Consider the following 20,655-nt stretch of genomic DNA (forward strand, 5'->3'; position numbering starts at 1 on the left):
GATCATGTACCTATTTTTAATGTGTTATTATTTAAAAATCATATTTAAAACAGCCAGTTTGTTGCTACATATATAAATTAAGGACTCTCAAAAAATGAAAAATAACGATACCTTTAACACAATTGCTACGTTAATTTTTAAGCATCTTTATAATAACTTTCCAAGTCCAAGCCAGTTAGATCCTGAACAATTAATTAGCGACACCTCAGAACATCAAGGTGAGCAAATAAAAGGAACAATCGCGTTTCTTCTTCATGAGGAATATATATTTTCGACGCCCAGCGCCACTTTTTTGCTAACCGAAAAAGGCTTTAGCCACGCTTTATGTCCAAAGTTTTGATCTAACTTTACTTTTAAGCACTAAAGCTTAAGTGAATTACTATAAGAAGTTACAACAATGAGTGATTTTATTTGGTTACTTCCAGCAGCGGTACTCACTATCATTTTAATTAAACTGATTAAACAATCTAAAAAACTGCCTTAGCTTTTTATTTAATGAGTACGCTTTAGCAATTTTTTGATTTGCGCGTTTACCATTCTTGGCTCATCATTTTGTGGATAGTGGTAACTTTTACCGGTTAGCACTGTCTCACCTTGAGGAAAAGCATTAGCCCAGTTTGCATGCAGTTCTCCCCACATTTCACGCCCTTTATCAGTAAAAATAACACCGACGGATTTTCATACTTTTTAACTGAGGCAATAACCGTCACAGGAATATCAGCTATTTGTGGGTAATCGGGTAAAGGTCACTTAGACCAAAAGTCTACATACTGATTTGACATACCGTTTTTCATATCATCACGTTTTATAGCGGCAATTTCTTTTTCAGCGCGCGATAAATCAATCTTACGCATAATATCAACATCATGCTCTGAGGCGGGTTCAATTAACATTAACGCTTTAATGTTATCAGGCTAGCTTGCTGCAAATACTCTTGCGATATAAGCTCCATAAGAATGCGCCACATAAATCACCGGCTCTTCAATTTTTAATGCTTTAAGTAATAGTAAAGCCTCAGCAGCATACTCCTCTGAGCTATAGTTTTTCTTTATTTGCGCTGAGCCGCCATTGCCAATTCGAGAATAACGAATTACTTTTGCATGCTTGGTAATCGCTTTATAAATGGGATCCCAATCACTTAAACCGGCAGAGCCACCTGCCTCAAGTAAAACAGTGTGTTTAACGCTACCCGCCATTTCATATTCAATATCAAAGCCATTTACTTGCACTTTAGCAAGCTCAGCAAACACAACGCTTGAGGTGATTAATACCCAAAATAAAATCATTTTTAGTATTATTTTCATATTGTTAAAGCTAATTAGTAGTTAGCTTAAGTGTATAACATTAAGCACTATGTTTATAAATAAATTCTCTAACGCATACCCTTAAAAATAAATAATCACATCAATCATGCTTAAATCATGTTTTGGCTGATAGATTTCCTTATTCAAACCTATAAACCTCTGTGACCCTATGCCATAATCTAAATAATTCATAAATTTAGTAACTTGGCGGAATACCAACCGTTTCAAGCTAACTTATAGGGTGTTTAAATGGCTTATCAAGAGCAAAATCAAGCAACAATCTATTGGCACGACTACGAAACCTGGGGGGCAAGCCCGCAAAAGGATAAGCCGAGTCAGTTTGCCGGTGTACGCACCGATCTTGATTTAAATATTATTGGCGAGCCGCTTATTGAGTACTGTAAGCCTCAAGCGGATTATTTACCGCATCCTGAGGCGTGTTTAATTACCGGTATTACCCCACAAGTGGCGATGCAAAAAGGCTTAGTTGAGGCTGAGTTTATTGCTAAAATTCATGCCGAATTTAGCGTGCCCAATACCTGTGTGGCTGGTTATAACAGTATTCGCTTTGATGATGAAGTAAGCCGATATAGCTTTTATCGTAACTTTTACGACCCATATGAGCGTGAATATAAAAACAATAACAGCCGTTGGGATATAATAGATTTAGTGCGTGCCTGCTATGCACTGCGCCCTGAGGGTATTGAATGGCCGTTAAAAGAAGATGGCAGCCCTAGTTTTAAGCTTGAGCATTTAACTGTCGCTAATGGTATTGAACATGCCGCTGCGCACGATGCATTAAGTGATGTAACGGCTACCATTGCACTGGCTAAATTAATAAAAGAAAAGCAACCTAAGCTGTATCACTTCTTTTTTAGTTTGCGCAATAAAAAAGCCCTTGCTGAATTGGTGGACGTGTTTAACATGACCCCATTAGTGCATACCTCATCGCGTATTCCAGCAACCCAGGGTTGTACCACGTGGGTGGCACCTATGAGCTTTCATCCTGTTAATAAAAACGCAGTTATTTGTTTTGATTTAACCCAAAACCCACAGGTATTACTTGAATTAAATGTAGAAGAGCTACGCAAGCGTTTATACACCAAACGTATAGATTTAGCAGAGGGTGATTTACCCGTAGGTTTAAAGCTGGTGCATTTAAACAAGTGCCCTATTTTAGCACCGGCTAAAACGCTACTGCCTGAAAACGCTGCTCGCTTGGGTATTGACCGCGAGCAATGCTTGGCTAATTTAGCCATTTTAAAAGCCAATACCGAGCTTCGCGATAAAGTCACTGAGGTATTTAACGAGCAAGGCGATTACAGCGCCACCACAAACGTGGATTACTTATTATATGATGGCTTTACTAGCCATGCTGATAAAGCTAAATTTGCGATTATTCGTGATGCAAAACCTGAAGACTTGGCAAGTTTAAAGCTTGAATTTGAAGACCCTAAATTCAATACTTTATTATTTAGATACCGCGCCCGTAACTGGCCACAAACGCTAAACCAGCAAGAGCTTGATCAATGGCGTCAATATTGCCAAAGCAAGTTAATGCATGGCGAAGATCAACCCTCAATCAGCGCGCAAGATTTTATGATCACTCTTGAAAACCTAGCGCATGAACATGACGACAGCGAAAAAAATCTTACAATTTTAAAAGCGCTGTATAACTACGCGCAAAGCATGTAATTTGCTTTAGTGTATATAACCCATGAAAAACGCGACACTTTAGCAAAAAGTGTCGCGTTTTTTGTTACTAGGTAAAAAACCAAAAACCTATCTCAACAAGAGAGGTGAATGAGAAAACATAAAACCAACATTCATTTTTTATGTGTATCACTTTCTCTAAAAGCGCAGCGCCTCTTAGCCTCTTTGTGAACAGTTTACTTTTACCAATTACATTACTTTTTATGCAGTGCTTCAATACGCGCTAGTAAACTTGAGGTATCGTACCTGCCGCCGCCAAGTGCCTGCACATCGGCGTAGTATTGATCGACCGTTGCAGTCATTGGCAGCGTTGCACCGTTATTTTTAGCTTCATCGAGTGCAATACCTAAATCTTTACGCATCCAATCTACAGCAAAACCAAATTCGTACTCGCCTGCCCACATTGTTTTGTAGCGGTTTTCCATTTGCCACGAACCAGCTGCGCCTTTAGAAATGGTTTCTATTACTTTTTCGCCATCAAGCCCTGCTTGTTTAGCAAAATGTAAGCCCTCAGCTAAGCCTTGCACTACACCAGCAATACAAATTTGGTTGACCATTTTACATAATTGCCCTGAGCCAACTTCCCCTAATAACTGGCTAAAACGGCTAAACGCCGCCATGATAGGTTGTGCTTTAGCAAATACCGTTTCGTTGCCACCGGCCATAACGGTTAACACCCCGTTTTCAGCACCTGCTTGACCGCCTGATACTGGCGCATCAATAAAGTCGATATGCTGTAAAGCCGCTTTTGCCGCAACTTCACGTGCCACTTCTGCAGAAGTAGTTGTGTGATCGATTAAAATCGTGTTTTTTTCCATACCAGCTAAAACGCCATCATCGCCGTATACCACTGACCGTAAGTCGTCGTCATTGCCAACACACATAAATACCATATCGGCACCACTTGCAGCTTCACGCGGAGTAGGTGCAAAACTACCGTTAAAATCTTCAACCCATTTTTGTGCTTTAGCTGCTGTGCGGTTATAAACACATACGCTATGCCCCGCTTTTGCTAGATGCCCCGCCATTGGGTAACCCATTACGCCTAAACCTATAAATGCAATTTTAACTGACATAAAAATGACCTATTTAACTGATAACTTAGAAACATAAGCTCGATTATGTCAATCGGCCGCTAAAAAAGCGAATGAAAGTCTTTTAAAATTTCCCTCATACGGAAATTAGGTAGGTAATCTATGGATAGTATTTATCAATTTAACGCACCACTTTGTAATAACGATGATTTTTCTTTGAGTCAGCTAAAAGGAAAAGCGGTTCTTATTGTTAATACCGCCAGTAAATGTCATTTTTCTGCGCAATTATGCGCGCTAGAAAAGCTATATCAACAATACAAAAACGATGGGTTTACTATTTTAGCCTTTCCGTGTAATCAATTTGATAAAAATGAGCCATTAGAGGGAATGGCCATTAAAGACTATTATCAAAAACATTTTTCAATTAATTTTGAGGTGTTTAATAAGGTCATGGTAAATGGCCCAGATACGCATCCACTGTTTAGTTATTTAAAATCTCATACACGGGGTATTGCACAAAACCGAGCAATAAAATGGAACTTCACTAAGTTTTTAGTTAATGCACAAGGGCAGCTGGTTGCTCGCTATGCACCGCGAACTAAACCGGAGTCATTACATAATGTAATAACAAGCTGCTTAGAATCAGTGCCCGTTATAAAACCGACGACCGCTCGTTTAGGAGTCCGTTCGGCTGTATTAAAATAATCCTGTCGTAATTAAAACAACAAGAGTGAGGCATCTATAGTAAGAATAGTTTATGGTAATAAAATAATTGATTACTTGGAGCTAGTTAATGGATATTGCTTTTTTTAGTGCTCAGAAATATGAGCGCCCTTTTTTTGAGCAAAGTTTAAATGGCTTTTCTAACATCACTATTACTTATTTTGAGCAAAGTTTATCGGCGCAGACGGCAATATTAGCTAAAAACTTTGACGCTGTGTGCGTATTTGTCAACGATTCTGTTGATAAAGCGGTAATTGAGCAACTTGCCACATTGGGTGTTAGCGCTATTTTATTACGCTGTGCGGGGTTTAATAACGTTGACTTGCCCGTTGCCAAACAGCATAACTTAAGCGTATTACGCGTACCCGCCTACAGCCCTGAGGCAGTCGCGGAGCATTGTGTTGCCCTTATGCTTACCCTCAGCCGTAAAACACACAAAGCTTATAACCGCGTACGCGAAGACAATTTTGATTTAAATGGCTTACTTGGCTTTAACTTACATAACAAGACCATAGGTATTATAGGCTGCGGTAAAATAGGCTTGGCACTGTGTAACATTTTAAATGGTTTTGGCGCTAACGTTTTAGTGTGTGACCCTTTTGCAAAACCAGGCAATTACACTATTACCGATTTAAATACCCTACTTGCCCAAAGCGATATAATTTCACTGCACTGCCCGCTGAGCGAAGACACGCATCATTTAATCGATGACGTTGCATTTAATAAAATGAAAACCGGGGTCATGCTCATTAATACTTCGCGCGGTGCGCTGGTAAACAGCCAAGCGTGTATTAAAGCACTTAAATCACAAAAACTGGGGTATTTAGGGCTTGATGTGTACGAACAAGAATCAGAGCTGTTTTTTAAAAACCACAGTGAAGAAATAAATCAAGACGATATATTTTCTCGCTTAGTGAGTTTTAGAAACGTGTTAATAACAGGGCATCAAGGCTTTTTTACTCAAGAAGCTCTAACCGAAATCGCTAATATCACCTTACAAAATGCATTTGAGGTTACTCAAGGAAATAGCTTAACAAACGAAGTGCTATAGCGCTCCAAATCAAAAAACAAAAAAGCGAACAAAATATAGTGTTCGCTTTTATTAGTTATCAATAACAGATTAGTTATTATTGCGTTCTAGCCAAACGCAACGTTTGCAAATACTAGGGTCATTAGCACTGGGCAGACAAATCGAATGTATTGAGCAAACCAATAATGTGCACCAGAACTTGCCTGATGAAGCTTATTACCACGTTGCCATAGCCAGCCTACCGTTATAAAGTAAAACAGCCCCATTAACGGCAATTGGTATTGGGTAAATACCATAATCACTAAACCAAACAACCAATCAAAGTTTAAAATAATGGTACTGGCACAAATAAGCACAACAGCACTGACTGCCCATGTTGCTTTGGTTCTATCTACACTGTGGTTTTCAACCAAAAATGCCACAGGGATCTCAGTTGACGAAATAGTTGAGGTAACTGAAGCTATCGACATCAATACAAAAAATAATAAGCCAACCAATAAACCAATTTCACCCATAGTGCCAAATAGCTCAGGTAATATGGCAAAAATAAGTTGTCCCTCACCAATTAATTTACCGTTATTAAATACTTCAACGCCATTGTACTGGGCAACATAAATAGCCGGAATTATTAATAAGCCCGCCAAAAACGCCACGCTGGTGTCGAGTAAGGCAACACTTGCGGTTAATTTTGGTAAGTTAGCTCCGGGTTTTAAATATGAGCCGTAAATCATCATACAGCCTACCCCAAGCGACAACGAAAAGAACGCTTGCCCCATTGCGGCAATAATTAAATCAGGGTCGAGTATTTTGCTAAAGTCAGGCACTAAATAGGCAGCAAACCCTTCGCTTGCGCCATCTAACGTTGCAATATAAATAATAAGCCCAATAAGGAGAACAAGTAAAAGCGGCATTAAACGGCGTGACCAGGTTTCTATTCCCGACTTCACCCCTTTTAAAATAATACTGGCGGTTAGAATAAGCATAAGCGGCGTAAAAATAAAATTACGTAACATAGAGTCACTATGTAAAAACTCACTCAAGCTCTGCAAGCCAAAAAAGCTACTTATAGGCTCTATAGCGTAGGAAAGCATCCAACCGGCCACAATTGAGTAAAAACTTAACATAACGATGGCACCGGCAAGGCCAATATAGCCTGCTGCGGCTCCCACTTTAGGGGCGTGATCTTGCCATGCTTGGCTTAGCGCTTTAACAGGGTTAGCTTGGGCTTTGTAACCTAAATACAGCTCGGTGTACAAAGCAGGTAACGCCAGCAAAAAAATAACGATAAAGTAAACCAGTAAAAATGCGCCGCCACCATGATTAGCAGCCTGCGTAGGAAAACCCCATATATTACCTAAGCCTACCGCTGCACCGGCTGCTGCCAATACAAAACCTAGTCGACTTTGAAAACCATCACGCACTTGTGCCATACACCTACAAATCTGTTATTATTTTAACGAATGCGAATTAAACCATATTTAAGAGCGACTGAGTAATAAAAATGTACTTAGCGCTCACAACAACTAACAACCGCTCACAAACTATCCAGCTTTGGGTAATAAATATGTAATCGGTCGTCATTTATAACGAGCAATGATGAGTGTAACTTACTTTGAAAACCAGCTAGAAATCACGCCCGCTTTAGCAAATAACAGCCATTGCATTGCGTTGCTTAACGCGACCACCCTCAATGTGGGTGAATTTGATTTACCCCACTATTTAAGCCCTTTTGAGCTCAATGTTATTAATCGGCGTAAAAACCCACAAGCTAAACAAGAATATTTAGCCACACGTTTAGTGCTTAAATACCTAGTAAAAACCGCTTGTTCTTCTTACGCATCATTAAAGCTGTGTGATATTAGTTCTGAATTTAACCCCGATAACAGTAAATTAGAATTACATATTAAAAATACAACAGGCGTGATCAGTTGCTGTATTTCTCATTCTCATGGTTTTGTAGGTGCAGCGTTAAATGTAGCATCAACTCAATTTGGCTTTGATATTGAAAAAATTAATTTAAAGCGCCCTTTTAATAAACTCGCTAAGCACTTTTACCACCCAGCCGAAGTGAGTTTAATAACCGATACAGATAACATAACAACTCAAGCACATCATTTTTTTAGGATTTGGACATTAAAAGAAGCGCTGGCTAAAGCCACCAGCCGCCCCATTGCTCAATTATTAAGCCCTAATGTGTTTAACGAACTTAATAACACTCAGCTTACAGCTTGTAGCAATACCGTGGTTGGAGCACATAACGACATGTTTGATATTAGCGTTGTGGCAAAAAAAAGCACCGACTGGCGGTGCTCAATAATAACTATTAACGATTTACGCAGCGCAATCACTTTCTAGTAATCGACTATGAATCGCTTGAACCACAGCATCAGACTCGCTTTGCTCAACTAAAAAGCACAAGTTATGTTTACTTGCACCATGGCAAATGAGTCGAATATTAAAATCACTTAACACTTTCATTAAATTCATTTCATGTTGGCGCAAAACAATTTCAGAGCCAATTAATGCCACCAGCGTTAAATTGTTTTCAACCGATACATGGCAAAATTCAGCAAGCTTATCTAAGCATGCTTGATCTAGCTCTGGGCGTGATGCATTAGGCGCATTATCAAGGGTAATTGCTACACTAATTTCAGAGGTGGTGACCAAATCTACCGAAATATTGCACTCACTTAAAATAGTAAATATACGCGCTAAAAAGCCACTGGCTAATAACATTTCTGGGCTTTTAAGGGTTAATAATATTTGATTTTTACGTTGCGTTACCGCACGAATACCAGGTAGCTGCGATTTTTCACGTTCAATCCACGTACCGCCAAGTTCTGGCTCTGTGCTTGAGCCAACAAACACATTAATATGGCTGCGACTGGCAGGCAAAATTGTAGCTGGGTGCAGCACTTTAGCGCCAAAGGTCGCCATTTCTGCTGCTTCATCAAAACTTAAACGCGCAATAGGAGTGGCTTTTACACACAAACGAGGATCAGTGCTAAAAATACCCACTACGTCAGTCCAAATATGCACACTTTTAGCGTTAATAGCCTCAGCAAGCAGTGCAGCACTATAATCTGAGCCACCTCGACCGAGCGTGGTCGTTAAATTGTTTGCATCGCTACCAATAAACCCTTGGGTTACAATAACGCTATCATCAAGCAGCGGAATTAAATGTGTTTTAGCGGCTTGCGCTGTGGCGCCCACATTTGGTGTTGCTTTACCAAATTGGCTATCGGTTTTAAGCACCTGGCGCACATCAAAACGAGTGGCATTTAAACCCTTTAACCTTAGTACTTGGGTAAATAAGTACGACGATAAACGCTCGCCAAAGCTAAGTAGCTCATCGAACTGCTGCTCAGTATTGAGTGTTTGTGCCGCCAACGTTTGAAATGCATCAAGCGTTTGATTAAACCCAAGGGCTAAATCATCATCTAACGATAGGTCATTTAAAATAGCCTGCTGAATCGCAAGTACACCATCAATATGCTGTTGGCGTTTAGCGGCTTCAATACCCGCTTTGCAAAGCTCCACTAAATGATTGGTCACTCCGGCACTGGCGCTTACTGCAACAATACGTACATTTTTATCGTTTACGATAATTTCGCTACAACGGCTCATCGCCTCAAAGTTAGCAACGCTGGTGCCACCAAATTTGGCAACAATGTAATCTGATTTTGTGCACTGTGAACTTTGTGGCACTGATTGGGTAGTCATTTCGTCTCCTTTCGCGGCATCCAAACCGCAATAAAACAAGAAGAACTTGGCAGGAAATAAAGATAAGAAAAATCTACTGCCAGAAGCTCTCCACCTAAATTGGTGACAGTTTTGAGGATTCAGCCCCATAAACCGAAAAACAATAGTAACGACCCATTATTTTCCTCGGCGAGTACTTCCCTCCTTAATGGTCGCAGGCTGTCGTTGCCTCACATTAAGTACCTAAGTATCGCACCTCTTCTGAATGTATTATTAACCTGTGGCTAATAAAACAAAACCGCACTAAGAGTGCGGCTTTGAAAGTTATCGTTTAGACGTCTAGCTGTCAAGTCGTTTTACTATAAAATCAAATAAAACTACCCATTAAGTAAGAGCCCGCATAACCAAAGGTGTAACACAGTAATAAATACAGCGATAAGCGAAGGTAACTTGCAAACGTCAGCTCTTTTACCTTACTCATGGCTATAATACCGGCTGCCGAGCCAATGATTAGCATAGAGCCACCTACACCGGTTGCATACGTAAACGACAACCAATGCTGTTGACTCATTACAATATCGGCTTTTAATAACGCTGCCGTTAGTGGCACGTTATCAACACCTGCAGATAAAATACCCATTAAGTAGTTTGCGTACTCTGGCGCCATTACCGTATACAAATTAGTAAATTGGCTCAGTACCCCAACTTCTTTTAACGCACCAACAAGCAGTAACACACCCACGAAAAACAATAAGGTGTCGTACTCTATGTCGCGTATAAAATCGATCATATCTTTGTTGATGTCTTTTTTGCGCATTAAAAATTGCGCGACTAAAAACATAATAGATAAACCCAATAAAAAAGTAAGCAGAGGCGGTACACTGTATAAAACACTCAATGTAAGCGTAGCAATAACCGTAGTGAAGAAAATAACCGCAATGGTTATGTCGGTTTTTTCAATACGTTTAAATTTAGTTTTTTTAAACTCGAGTTGCTTATTCATGCCAATTGATAACAAAGTAGCGAGTAATAATACACTTAGTAACGCAGGCACAATTAACAGTAATAAATTGCTAATTGATACTTTACCATCAAGGAAAATCATAAGTGTGGTTACATCACCCGTGATAAGTGATACACCACCGGAGTTTACAGCAAATACAATAAGCGTGGCGTACTTAACTAACTTTTTGGCTTCAAGTTTTAATGACATAATCACTGCCAGTGATATTAGCGTGGCCGTAACGTTGTCTGAAATAGATGAAAATAAAAACGCAAAACACCCCACCAAAAACATTAGCTTACGCTCACTAATGCTGGTTGGCATAATCCGGTTCACAACATTTTCGATAAGTCCTTTAGAGTTTAAATAGGCAACAAAGGTCATTGCGGCCATTAAAAACAGCCATAAAGAAGCAATTTCTAAAATATTGTGGTCTAGGAGGGTTTGAATCGTTTCGGGGCTTTGCCCATTAAGAGGAAAAATAAAGGAGATAATCCAACAAAGTGTACCAAAAAATAATGTCGTTTTTGCTTTGTTTACGTGAATCACATCCTCAATAACGATAAGCAAAAATGCAATCGCTATCAGCGTCAGGATAATCGAGGAAACCATGATATTAAACAACCTTCGGGGTTAAGTAAAAATTGAAACCATGTAAAAAATATACCCACAAACTCTATGTGCCTATATTCGGCGCGGATACTATCACTAAGCGGGTGTAAAAACTATTATTAAATCGTCGCAAAAACGAATACCATATAAGTTCGAGAAATATAAAATAACGAATACTAGGAAGTTGCAACGCCTTATGATCCCAGCTAAAAAGCTACTTAATACCCTCACTGAGCATTGGGGTGTATTAGAGCTATTATTTAAGCGCTTTAAAATGGCCGACTTTAGTATTAAAGATCTTCAAAATGCCATTAAGCAAAAGCAACCCACGTGGAATAATGAGCGTATTTATAAAGAAACCAACCGGTTATTGAATCAAGAAATTATTATTCCGCTGGCTAAATCGTCACAACTGGAAATTAACCGCGCCATTGCCGACTTTGCCACCTTTTTACTGCAAGAAGAACATTTAGGCTTAGCACAAGAAATTAGTGTCTTGGTTGATGATTTGGCCCGTTTAGGTAATCGGCTATTCAATGCCGGTGAAATGGAAGATTTTGATGATTTACGCCGCTTTAGCCGTATTATGGATGATCGGGTGCGTAAAATAATCAAACTGTTTTTGCACAACGAAAACGCTATTTTAAATATTGTTGAGCAAGCCAAATCTAATAATGCGGTGCAGTCGCTACAAAAACGCTATAAAGCCGTGATAGAAGCGTTTGATGAATATATAGAACCCATGCTGGAAATGGTGGATATTAGAGGCGACTTTCATGCCTGCTTTACCCTTATTGAGCAACAAATTAGCACCCAAATAGAACACATTGAACGCTCAGGCAAAGCGTACAACGATAAACGCATGCTTGAGCAATTGCGTACCCGCATTCTAGAAATGCACTTAGTTGGCCGGACAAGCTTACGAAAAAGTGCCGATATGCTTATGCCACTGCGTGAAGAGTTGCGCCGTAACAACCTTGTTACCCGCCAAGTAGCAAAAGTATTAGGACTAATACGTAAAAATGGGGTAGATAATATGCTCAGCGCCGTGCAGCCACATTTTGTAAGCGATGCGCAAAAGTATTCATTGGGTCAACAGCGCCATATAGTAGCCTACATGGCAAGCCTGGCTGAGTTTGAGCATCACGAATATCAGCTACCAGAGCAAAACGATGTGCCTGCGTTTGTCACGCCAAACATTCCTGACTATCACGATGTAAAAGCGCAGTTTGCAAAACGCTTCAAAAAGCAGCGTAAAAAACCACAGCCTCTGCTGCAATTTTTAGACGAAAGCTACCCTGAGCTTGAAGCCGATGAAATGCTGTTTTTATATCAAAAGCTAGTGAGCGATAACACCCTACACATTAGCCAAAGCGATAAAAAAGCCCGCGTTAACATTGCAGGCCAGCACTTTTCTTTGTACCCCTTTAATTCAGAGCCTCAGGCTGATAAAGCCGAGCACGAGTAATCACCATGACACAGATAAACTTAAATGAGCTTTCTCACTTACAAGCCATTAATAAAAAATTAGTCGCGGGTTACCACATTTGCGAACAAGACACCCTAATGTGGCAAGAGCTTGACCAACAAATTGAAGCTTACAGCGCCTTATTCACAGCATTAGGCCATGATTTAAAGCACGACAGTCGTGGCTTTTATTATTTTGCTAGCGATGAAAGCACCCCCAATATGGGCAAAATATCGCGCGCGATAGCGCTCACTATTTATATTTTAATCGAACACTTTGCCAACACAGGTAAAGACCCAATGCGTGCATTATTTGATGAGCCAAACGATTTAGAGCTAATGCAAACCTTGGTACAACTTAATAAACATTTATTTGATCAGCTTGAAATATTCTCGGGTTCTGATTTACGCAAAGATGTGTATTTACGCATGGTACGTTTAGGCCTTGCCCGCGAAGTGGAAGGCGGCTTTATGCTACAGGCGCCAATTCATCGCTATATTGATGCCTTAATGGAAGTAAATGAAGAAACCTTTTTAGGAGAGGACGAGGAATGAAAAACTTATACGGACTGAGTAAACTCGCCCTACTTAATACTGCAGGCTATGCAAAGTGTGTGATCCCTCTTGATAAAAGTAGCTCGATTTGTGCGCCTAACAACACAGGTAAAAGCTCAGTAATTAATGCACTGCAATTTCCGCTAATTAATGATTTACGCCTTACCGAGTGGGATGGCCACGATTTAGATGAAACCCGTAAGTTTTATTTTTCATCAGATCAATCGTACATTTTATTGCAAGCCGATTTACCCCATGGCTCAGTTGTCATTGGCGTAGCCGGCTTAGGTAAAATTGCCGGTTATGCACACCAATACTTTTGCTATCAAGGCAAACTTGATTTAGCCCAGTACACCCAAGGCAATACCATTATTAAGTTTACCAAGCTGTTTAATCACTTAAAGCAGCAAGGTTACAACCCGATAGAGCTTAAAGCGCAAGAATTAAACGCCCTACTTACAGGCGGTGCAACGCAATTTGATGGTGAGATCAATTTAAAAATGATCCCCCTTAACAACGTTCAAGACTCTGCAATATACAAAGAAATATTTCGTCGTATTCTTAATTTACATAAATTAGGCGCAAACGACGTTAAGCGCTTTATGCTCCGTGTGTTTGAACGCCACATGTCAAATTCTAAGGTCGACTTTTACGAGGTTTGGCGCCGTTCGTTTGATAAAGTAAACCGCGCAAAGCGTGAATTAAAAGCGCTAGAATCAATGCAAGAGCCCATAGCCGCTCTTGAATCTATGCTTGAAAACCAAACCGTGCTTAAAGGTAAACTGGCCGCTTATGCGCCAAAAATTGACCAAGCACTGATTGATTTTGATACGTACCAGGAAGAGCAACTAAGCGAGCTCAACATCGCCCTTGAAGACATTGAGCACGAAAAGCACGAGTTTGAACAAAAGCAAGGGCTATACGTACAACAATCGCGCGATATAGAGCGCAAGCAAACTCAAATTGAACAATGGTTTTTAGATTTCAACGCCCTTAAAAGTGAATTTGAGCTGGTTAATAAAGCCACTCTCAAAACCAACCTAACGCAGTTAAAAAGTGACTACGAGTCGTTGTCACATTCTATTACGAGTGCTCAAGGGCAAAGCCTGCACACCCTTGATTACCGTATTGGTGAAACACAAAAACAAATTAAAAGCTTAAAGTTACAACTTAAAAACTTAGAATTTAATTTATTCACCCGGATGCGTGAAGACTTATCACTGAAAGAAGTAGAAGAAATATCGCGGCTATTAAACCCCGATCTTCTCTCCTTTGCCACCACCAGCAATGGCGATATAACCATTGATGACGAAGATGCCTTTGGTGAATTTTTATCACAGCTGAGCGAAAATGTTAAAGGCGGTATACTCACCCTACCTGGTGCCAGTATTAAACTTAAAAAGCTCTCACCAGTACAAATGCAAAGCGGCGAAAATAAAGAGCAACTGAGCGCTCAGTTAACCGCGCTTGAGCAATCATTAAAAGAGTTTAAACAACAGCGCGAAGTGGCCGCCAATGTTGCTGATAAACAAAAAGAAAAAGACGCGCTATACGAGGAGCTTATGAGTGCAGAAAGCGCACTTAAACGCTTAGAGCAATTTGAAGTGATGCAACAATCGGTTGACGCCCAAGCAATGCTAAAAGAACAGCTTTTAGCCGAGCGCGAACAAGTTGACGATTACCTACAAGATATTCAAAAAAACAGTGGTTCAATTGCTGATAGACGCTCGTTAATCAAATCAAAACAAGCGCAAATTAATCGTCAAACAGAGCGCTTACGCCAAGTTAAAACTGAGCGTATTGACCACACTTTAGATTTATACAGTGGTAAAGTAACGCCTTACATGATTGATATAAAAATCGATTTTGATAATTTAAGCGATTTAATTCACCACTTTAATAAAGACTGCCAAGAGCTTCGTAATTTCGATATAAATGTACGTAATACCTATATGCATATTTACAATGCAGGTATTACCAAGTTCGATAACGAAAACGATGAGTTTAGTAAATACCAAAAACTTATTAGCGCGTTTCATAATATTGATAACGAACGTGATGCCGTTGAGCGCCAAGGTCGCGTTGCCCTCACTGAAGTGGCCGCCACGATTAAAGGCTTACGTGAAGATTTAGACCGCCTACGTCGTGAAATGAATAGCTTTAATAAAGGCATAAGCCAGCACCGCATCTCAAACCTGCAAGCGTTTAAAATTAATATTATCCCGCGCAAAATGTTGGTAGATAGTATTGATACTATTATCAGTACCTCTAACCAATTTGAACAAGGCGATACCCTGGATTTACTCAGCCAAGAACCTTACAGCGAGAGCGCGGTAAACGACGCAAAAGATCATTTAATTAAACTCGCCTCAGACAAAGCAGGCCTTACATTAACTGATTTATTTGATATTCGTTTTGAAGTGGTTAACCGTGCAGGTGAAACCGAGCACTTTGAAAAGATAGACTCGGCTGGTTCAAATGGTACGCGTATCACAATTAAGCTATTATGTGGCATGTTGTTTATTCGTTACTTATTAAGCGATCAGGAACAAAACTTATACCGTATACCTATTTATATAGATGAAGCGGCTGATATCGACCCTCAAAATCAAAAGGCAATTATAGAAACTGCCCTGAGCTTTGGCTTTGTGCCAATATTTGCCTCGGTTAAACCGCAAATAAGTTGTGATTATATTGTGCCCATTCGTTCAGTAAAAGACGGTGCACAAAACTGGGTAGATGAAAAAGATTGGATTGAGGTTGAACATAAAGCTCCTCAGCTAGATTAGGGTCTGTTGAACTTTGCGGATTAAAGTTTGTTCAAACTAGGGGCGATTTAATCGCGGCGTGAGGTTTGTAACCTAGTGGGCTAAGTAAAAACCGAGCAACAAAGAGTAAATCGCCCCTAGGAAGAACCCTTCGGGCAGTGCCTGTTTGGCATTTATGCGGCGTTATCGCCAATTTATGGGGAATAACCACACGACATTAGCTCTGCCTTGCCTAAATACCAAACAGACTGCTGCAAATTTACCCCTGAAAGGTCAACAGACCCTATTAATTAATTGGCTATTCATCTTAGTCAGTTACACTTATTTTATAGATTTTAAATTACCCTCGCCCATGGTAGTTTAAATAAACGCACTTTATTGGAGCAAACGGTATGAAACATATATTTATTGTCGCAGCACTGGCGCTACTTACCGCCTGTACACAAACGCCCGATTGGGATTACGATAAATCAGCAAACTTTAGTAACTACAAAACGTTTGCTTGGGTAGAAAACGCGAGCCTAACCAAAGACACGAATAACTACCAAATCAGTGGCCTTATGGAAAAACGCGTTCGCAATGCGGTAAACAACCAACTAAGCCAACAGTTAGGTATGCAATTGGTTGACGTAGCGCAAGCTGATGTACTTGTTAATTACCATGCAAGTGTTGATAAAGAGCTAGAAGTAGATACCTTTAACGTAGGCTACGGTGCACGTTGGGGTTACTGGGGCACAGGCTTTAACCACGATGTAAGCGCACGTGAGTATGAAGTAGGCACGTTAGTTATCGATATTATTGATCGTGAGTCAAACCAATTAATTTGGCGTGGTGCTAAAGATGGTCGTTTAAAGAAAAAACAAACTCCATCACAACGTGAAGCAACCATTAAAGAAACGGTTGCCAATATTTTAAGCAACTTCCCGCCTAAAGCGCAGCAATAAATTTTAATTAATATTTAAAAGCCCGCAGGCTCGCGGGCTTTTTTGTGAGAAAAGGAATTTTTCGGTGACATTTAAAAAGCTCCTAACCCTTAGCTTATTTTTACCCCTGCTTTGTGCGTTCCATGCGTACGGCACTCAACTACAGTTAAAGCCTGGTATATGGCAAGGAATTTATAAAGATCATTTTGAGTACAATGTACTGGAAATTAAAGAAAACGGAGAACACCGTTTAATAATCGCAAGTATCGCCAATGCATTTTATAGAAATAAATCAATTGCGTTTAGCAATAATGATATCAAATGCAGTCGCATTAATTGCACTATCAAACTTGTTAGCCCTAATAAAGAACATCTGCAATTCACATTGATTTTAAGCCCCTTTTTAGATAATTCATTCGAGGTGTTAGAAATTTATTCTAATGCAGACGATAATTTTGTAATGTCAAAAACGTACCGATTGGAAGAACAAAAAGGGCAATCTACCGTTCGTACATTTATAGGTAAATACCGCTCTAAAATAGATGAGTTAGCTGCTATAGAAAAGACGGGCCTACATGGTTTTTGGGTAGGATTATTAAATTTAGACGGCAAGCAAGAACTAGCAAGTATTGAATTTCACCCCAATAAAAAGTCGTATTTCAATTATTTTACAAATGGGACCAATGACATAATTAGCACCTCTTTTATGCCACAAGATATTCAAGAAAAAGAGAGGATATTGGAAATAACCACCAGCCACCCACTTTTCGCAAATAAGCTAATTATTCATAAAGACAACCGAGAACTTAAAGGTTATATGTACTCAAACCACAAAGGCACAACACTTCAAACTGGCTCGTTCAAATTATATCGTTTTGAAAGGCCTGAGTACCCTTAAAGCTATCACGATTTATACTTGTGCAATAAATCAAGCGGGATATGGCAATAATCATCAGGGTGATTGGTTAAACGGTCTTGATGCTCGGGATCGCTAGGGACATAATTAGTCAATGGCGCTACTTGTACCGCTATTTTTTTTGCATCGTCCCGCTGGCTAATATAGTCTCTGGCGATGTTTAAATGATTACTGTCTTGGCTAAAAATGGCGGTGCGGTATTTTTCGCCTACATCGTTACCTTGTTTATTGATACTGTATGGGTCAATAATTTCAAAAAAATAGCCGATTAATTCATTTAAGGTCACTTCTTGGCTATCAAAGGTAACTTTCACGCATTCGGCATAGCCATCGTATTCACCTTGTGTTGTGTTACTGGTGCCATTGGCACGCCCCGCCTCAGTGGTAACTACTCCAGGTAAATACTTCATAAATTCTTGCACGCCCCATAAGCAACCACCAGCAAAATAAAGTGTGTGCTGATTTAATGAATGGCTCGGTTGTTGTGTTTGCATAATAAAGTGACCAATGTAAATAATTTATAGGATGCAGAGTTACTATTTTGTAACGCTAGATTTGATTATCAAATGCAGTTTTTTATCATTAATGTACAATAGCGCCCAAAATCACCCTAGCTTAGTGAGCTTACCTTATCATGTGATAAAAAATGATAGGTATTTAATTGTTAGCGCCATTGCATAAAATGAGAGTAATGATATGAATCGTGCCCCGCACCTTATAATACCGGCCGTACTAGCCAGTATTTCAACTGTTGCTTATGCAGAGCAGAGTAAAGAAACAGCAACCATAGAACAAATAACAATTGAGGCGTCACCCACCGCCAATACATTACCTGTTGGTACATTTGATTCGCCTATTTCAAATTTAGAGTACGACCCGCGTGTTGACTTGCAATCACGCAATATGGCTGAAGCACAAGCTGATGTAACGATACGCGGGGGTATTTTTGAAAATACCGGCTTTAGAGTCGGCAGTGCAACTCTACTAGACCCGCAGTCTGGTCACTACTTTGCAGAAATTCCTATTGCACCGCAAATGCTAACGGGTGCCAGCGTATTAACCGGAGCCGATAATGCACTTTATGGCATGAATAGCTCGGTAGGTACTGTGTCGTTTACTTGGAAACCAATAACAACGGGTGGCAGTGTCTCTTTGGGCGCTGGCTCAAATGACTTTAACCTACAAACAATTCATGCAGGTGTGAGTACTCCAATTGAAGCAAACGCTAATTGGCGTATTGGTTTTGAAGGTGAATATTCGCACTCACAAAGTGATGGTTCAATTGATTTTGGCGATCATGACTTTACTCGTACTTCTGGAAGAGTGCAGTTAACCGGGAGCGATTCACAAACTGATTTATTTTACGGCTTACAAGAAAAGTTTTTTGGTTGGCCAAACCTTTATACCCCCTTTGGTGTAAATGAAACCGAAGACTTAGAAACCCAATTATGGATGCTCAACCATAAGCAAGCCTATGCTACCAACAGTGAATTTGAAGTATCGGCTTATTACCGCAAGCATAACGACCATTATGTTTATTCAAGAGAGAACCCAAGCGCGTTCCAAGCATTTCATGAAACACAAGTAACATCACTGGCTATTTCAGGTCGTCATACGCAAACAAAGTCAGTTGCGGTTAATTACTCGGCGCAATATATAGAAGACAGTATTGACTCCACCACCCTTGAAAATAACTTTACTTCACGTAACTACTTTAAACTTAGTGTATTGCCTGAATACACAACAGCACTAGCAAGCAACCAGCAACTAACGGTGCGTTTAGGGGCTGCGTTTGATAACACCAGTCGTGATGATTCCGAGCTATCATTAATTGGTGATGTTAGTTTAAATACCCAAAATAACGATGGCACTGAGCGAACATTGTATTTGTCGTATGCCGAGGCAAGCCAAGTAGCCGGTTATACTGCTATTGGTGGCAGCGAGACTGGTGGGTTGTTCAGAAGTAACGCTAATCTTGAACGTGAAACCACCAAAAACTTAGAGCTGGGCTTATTACTCGAGCAACAAAGCTGGCAACTCAATTCAGCGCTTTTTTATCGTAAAGATAACAACCTAACCGATTGGGCATTTAACTTTGATTCAAGCTCAGCACGATTTGCACAGCCTGTTGATATTGATACCACAGGCCTTGAGTTTTTAGCCACAAAGCAATTTGATAACGCAGAAATTATTGCCAGCTATGCGTACTTACATAAAACAGAAACCTACGGCGCTGAAAATATTGATGCTAGCTTTTATGCCTTAAATTTTCCTGATCATCGTGTAACGCTCGGTGCAATTTGGAACCCGACGGATATGTTAGAGTTTCGAGTAGATAATGAGTGGCGTAAACAGCATAAAAATGCCCTTCGCCGTTCAGGTGACGAGGCACTATTTACTCAGCTGACGTTAAAAATAACTCCACCAGCTGTGCCTAACTTCTTTATTAGTCTTGCGGCTGATAACTTATGGGATGAGTCGTTTGAAGAAATTCCAGGTACGCCAGGTCGCGGCGAGCAATATACACTAAGTGCCACGTATAGCTGGTAACTTTATCGCTCAGCGAGGGCTTACTCCACGCTGAGCTTATCTTTTAAGTTAAAATAAGAAACAGACCAGTAGAAAGCTGAATTAGAAATTTCATTTCGCAGCCCTCCCTAAGTACTCTAAAAGCGCAGAATCCCCTCCTCTGTGTACATGCATAATTGAAATAGTATGAGCAAAGAGAAGTGAATGAGAAGTAAATGAGGTAACACTAGCGACAATGCTTAGTGGATACTTAATTGCACTCTCACAGTACTACTTTTAGAAACACAAAGTAAGTATCTAACCTGAACTCTGGTTAAAAGGTTTACTAACATATTGAATCAAAATGATATTTATTTTTATTTTCTCAAGCTAGAGA

The 20,655-nt window shown here is 40.0% G+C and carries 16 protein-coding genes, 1 pseudogene and 1 riboswitch; of the genes and pseudogenes, 11 read left to right on the top strand and 6 right to left on the bottom strand.

Annotated elements, in window-relative coordinates:
- Window positions 1-94 precede the first annotated feature (94 nt).
- A complete protein-coding gene (locus QMA00_RS13515) occupies window positions 95-340 on the top strand; it encodes a hypothetical protein (RefSeq protein WP_036982419.1) in 246 nt (81 codons plus the stop codon).
- Between the two features lie 152 nt (window positions 341-492).
- Here QMA00_RS13515 and QMA00_RS13520 read toward each other — a convergent pair.
- Window positions 493-1,304, bottom strand: a pseudogene (locus QMA00_RS13520) (alpha/beta hydrolase).
- A 249-nt stretch (window positions 1,305-1,553) separates the two neighbouring features.
- On the opposite strand from QMA00_RS13520, the gene sbcB reads away from it, so the two are divergent.
- The gene (sbcB, locus tag QMA00_RS13525; protein WP_290157644.1) at window positions 1,554-2,999 is read left to right on the top strand and encodes an exodeoxyribonuclease I; all 1,446 of its coding nucleotides are present in this window, start codon (window positions 1,554-1,556) and stop codon (window positions 2,997-2,999) included.
- 212 nt (window positions 3,000-3,211) lie between these two features.
- On the opposite strand, the gene QMA00_RS13530 is transcribed toward sbcB, so the two are convergent.
- Complete coding sequence (locus QMA00_RS13530; RefSeq protein ID WP_069439597.1) at window positions 3,212-4,093, bottom strand: NAD(P)-dependent oxidoreductase; 882 nt, start codon at window positions 4,091-4,093, stop codon at window positions 3,212-3,214.
- Window positions 4,094-4,213: 120 nt separating this feature from the next.
- Here QMA00_RS13530 and QMA00_RS13535 point away from each other — a divergent pair, with 120 nt between their 5' ends.
- Together QMA00_RS13535 and QMA00_RS13540 are read left to right on the top strand one after the other, a co-directional pair.
- Window positions 4,214-4,756, top strand: a complete 543-nt coding sequence (locus QMA00_RS13535; protein ID WP_036982413.1) for a glutathione peroxidase — start codon at window positions 4,214-4,216, stop codon at window positions 4,754-4,756.
- Between the two features lie 88 nt (window positions 4,757-4,844).
- On the top strand, window positions 4,845-5,825 hold the full coding sequence (locus QMA00_RS13540; RefSeq protein WP_290157649.1) for a 2-hydroxyacid dehydrogenase: 981 nt from the start codon (window positions 4,845-4,847) through the stop codon (window positions 5,823-5,825).
- Window positions 5,826-5,911: 86 nt separating this feature from the next.
- On the opposite strand, the gene QMA00_RS13545 is transcribed toward QMA00_RS13540, so the two are convergent.
- Window positions 5,912-7,234 (bottom strand): sodium-dependent transporter, encoded by a 1,323-nt coding sequence (locus tag QMA00_RS13545; RefSeq protein ID WP_290157651.1) that lies wholly within the window; start codon window positions 7,232-7,234, stop codon window positions 5,912-5,914.
- Window positions 7,235-7,400: 166 nt separating this feature from the next.
- Here QMA00_RS13545 and QMA00_RS13550 point away from each other — a divergent pair, with 166 nt between their 5' ends.
- Window positions 7,401-8,159, top strand: a complete 759-nt coding sequence (locus QMA00_RS13550; protein WP_290157660.1) for a 4'-phosphopantetheinyl transferase superfamily protein — start codon at window positions 7,401-7,403, stop codon at window positions 8,157-8,159.
- Here QMA00_RS13550 and lysC read toward each other — a convergent pair.
- Complete coding sequence (gene lysC, locus QMA00_RS13555; protein ID WP_248532030.1) at window positions 8,136-9,527, bottom strand: lysine-sensitive aspartokinase 3; 1,392 nt, start codon at window positions 9,525-9,527, stop codon at window positions 8,136-8,138. The genes QMA00_RS13550 and lysC overlap by 24 nt on opposite strands.
- A 75-nt stretch (window positions 9,528-9,602) precedes the next feature.
- Window positions 9,603-9,775, bottom strand: a riboswitch (Lysine riboswitch).
- 98 nt (window positions 9,776-9,873) lie between these two features.
- Complete coding sequence (gene nhaD / locus QMA00_RS13560) at window positions 9,874-11,121, bottom strand: sodium:proton antiporter NhaD (RefSeq protein ID WP_036982403.1); 1,248 nt, start codon at window positions 11,119-11,121, stop codon at window positions 9,874-9,876.
- 196 nt (window positions 11,122-11,317) lie between these two features.
- Here nhaD and QMA00_RS13565 point away from each other — a divergent pair, with 196 nt between their 5' ends.
- The 5 genes from QMA00_RS13565 to QMA00_RS13585 all read left to right on the top strand — a co-directional run bounded on the left by QMA00_RS13565 (window position 11,318) and on the right by QMA00_RS13585 (window position 17,732).
- Window positions 11,318-12,589: a hypothetical protein gene (locus QMA00_RS13565; protein ID WP_290157653.1), complete on the top strand. Its 1,272-nt coding sequence runs from the start codon at window positions 11,318-11,320 to the stop codon at window positions 12,587-12,589.
- A 5-nt stretch (window positions 12,590-12,594) separates the two neighbouring features.
- Entirely contained in the window at window positions 12,595-13,143 is a 549-nt protein-coding gene (locus QMA00_RS13570; RefSeq protein ID WP_028835095.1) for a hypothetical protein, read from the top strand.
- Window positions 13,140-15,932: an ATPase gene (locus QMA00_RS13575; protein ID WP_290157656.1), complete on the top strand. Its 2,793-nt coding sequence runs from the start codon at window positions 13,140-13,142 to the stop codon at window positions 15,930-15,932. Before QMA00_RS13570 ends, QMA00_RS13575 begins: the two co-directional genes overlap by 4 nt.
- A 371-nt stretch (window positions 15,933-16,303) precedes the next feature.
- Window positions 16,304-16,855 (top strand): DUF4136 domain-containing protein, encoded by a 552-nt coding sequence (locus QMA00_RS13580; RefSeq protein WP_076922483.1) that lies wholly within the window; start codon window positions 16,304-16,306, stop codon window positions 16,853-16,855.
- Between the two features lie 64 nt (window positions 16,856-16,919).
- On the top strand, window positions 16,920-17,732 hold the full coding sequence (locus QMA00_RS13585) for a hypothetical protein (RefSeq protein ID WP_033103309.1): 813 nt from the start codon (window positions 16,920-16,922) through the stop codon (window positions 17,730-17,732).
- Between the two features lie 5 nt (window positions 17,733-17,737).
- Here the strand turns inward: QMA00_RS13585 and QMA00_RS13590 are convergent, their stop codons facing one another.
- Complete coding sequence (locus QMA00_RS13590; RefSeq protein ID WP_036982396.1) at window positions 17,738-18,244, bottom strand: peptide-methionine (S)-S-oxide reductase; 507 nt, start codon at window positions 18,242-18,244, stop codon at window positions 17,738-17,740.
- A gap of 202 nt (window positions 18,245-18,446) precedes the next feature.
- Here QMA00_RS13590 and QMA00_RS13595 point away from each other — a divergent pair, with 202 nt between their 5' ends.
- Window positions 18,447-20,300: a TonB-dependent receptor gene (locus QMA00_RS13595; protein ID WP_076922482.1), complete on the top strand. Its 1,854-nt coding sequence runs from the start codon at window positions 18,447-18,449 to the stop codon at window positions 20,298-20,300.
- Window positions 20,301-20,655: the final 355 nt, after the last annotated feature.

It is taken from the genome of Pseudoalteromonas sp. APC 3694 (assembly GCF_030407565.1).
GTDB classification, from domain to species: domain Bacteria; phylum Pseudomonadota; class Gammaproteobacteria; order Enterobacterales; family Alteromonadaceae; genus Pseudoalteromonas; species Pseudoalteromonas tetraodonis.

Coding starts and splice junctions, on each gene's coding strand:
- QMA00_RS13550 (WP_290157660.1), top strand. CDS start 7,401: ATGAGTGTAACTTACTTTGAAAACCAGCTAGAAATCACGCCCGCTTTA.
- QMA00_RS13595 (WP_076922482.1), top strand. CDS start 18,447: ATGAATCGTGCCCCGCACCTTATAATACCGGCCGTACTAGCCAGTATT.
- QMA00_RS13565 (WP_290157653.1), top strand. CDS start 11,318: ATGATCCCAGCTAAAAAGCTACTTAATACCCTCACTGAGCATTGGGGT.
- QMA00_RS13575 (WP_290157656.1), top strand. CDS start 13,140: ATGAAAAACTTATACGGACTGAGTAAACTCGCCCTACTTAATACTGCA.
- QMA00_RS13540 (WP_290157649.1), top strand. CDS start 4,845: ATGGATATTGCTTTTTTTAGTGCTCAGAAATATGAGCGCCCTTTTTTT.
- QMA00_RS13545 (WP_290157651.1), bottom strand. CDS start 7,234: ATGGCACAAGTGCGTGATGGTTTTCAAAGTCGACTAGGTTTTGTATTG.
- lysC (WP_248532030.1), bottom strand. CDS start 9,527: ATGACTACCCAATCAGTGCCACAAAGTTCACAGTGCACAAAATCAGAT.
- QMA00_RS13535 (WP_036982413.1), top strand. CDS start 4,214: ATGGATAGTATTTATCAATTTAACGCACCACTTTGTAATAACGATGAT.
- QMA00_RS13530 (WP_069439597.1), bottom strand. CDS start 4,093: ATGTCAGTTAAAATTGCATTTATAGGTTTAGGCGTAATGGGTTACCCA.
- sbcB (WP_290157644.1), top strand. CDS start 1,554: ATGGCTTATCAAGAGCAAAATCAAGCAACAATCTATTGGCACGACTAC.
- QMA00_RS13570 (WP_028835095.1), top strand. CDS start 12,595: ATGACACAGATAAACTTAAATGAGCTTTCTCACTTACAAGCCATTAAT.
- QMA00_RS13580 (WP_076922483.1), top strand. CDS start 16,304: ATGAAACATATATTTATTGTCGCAGCACTGGCGCTACTTACCGCCTGT.
- QMA00_RS13590 (WP_036982396.1), bottom strand. CDS start 18,244: ATGCAAACACAACAACCGAGCCATTCATTAAATCAGCACACACTTTAT.
- QMA00_RS13515 (WP_036982419.1), top strand. CDS start 95: ATGAAAAATAACGATACCTTTAACACAATTGCTACGTTAATTTTTAAG.
- nhaD (WP_036982403.1), bottom strand. CDS start 11,121: ATGGTTTCCTCGATTATCCTGACGCTGATAGCGATTGCATTTTTGCTT.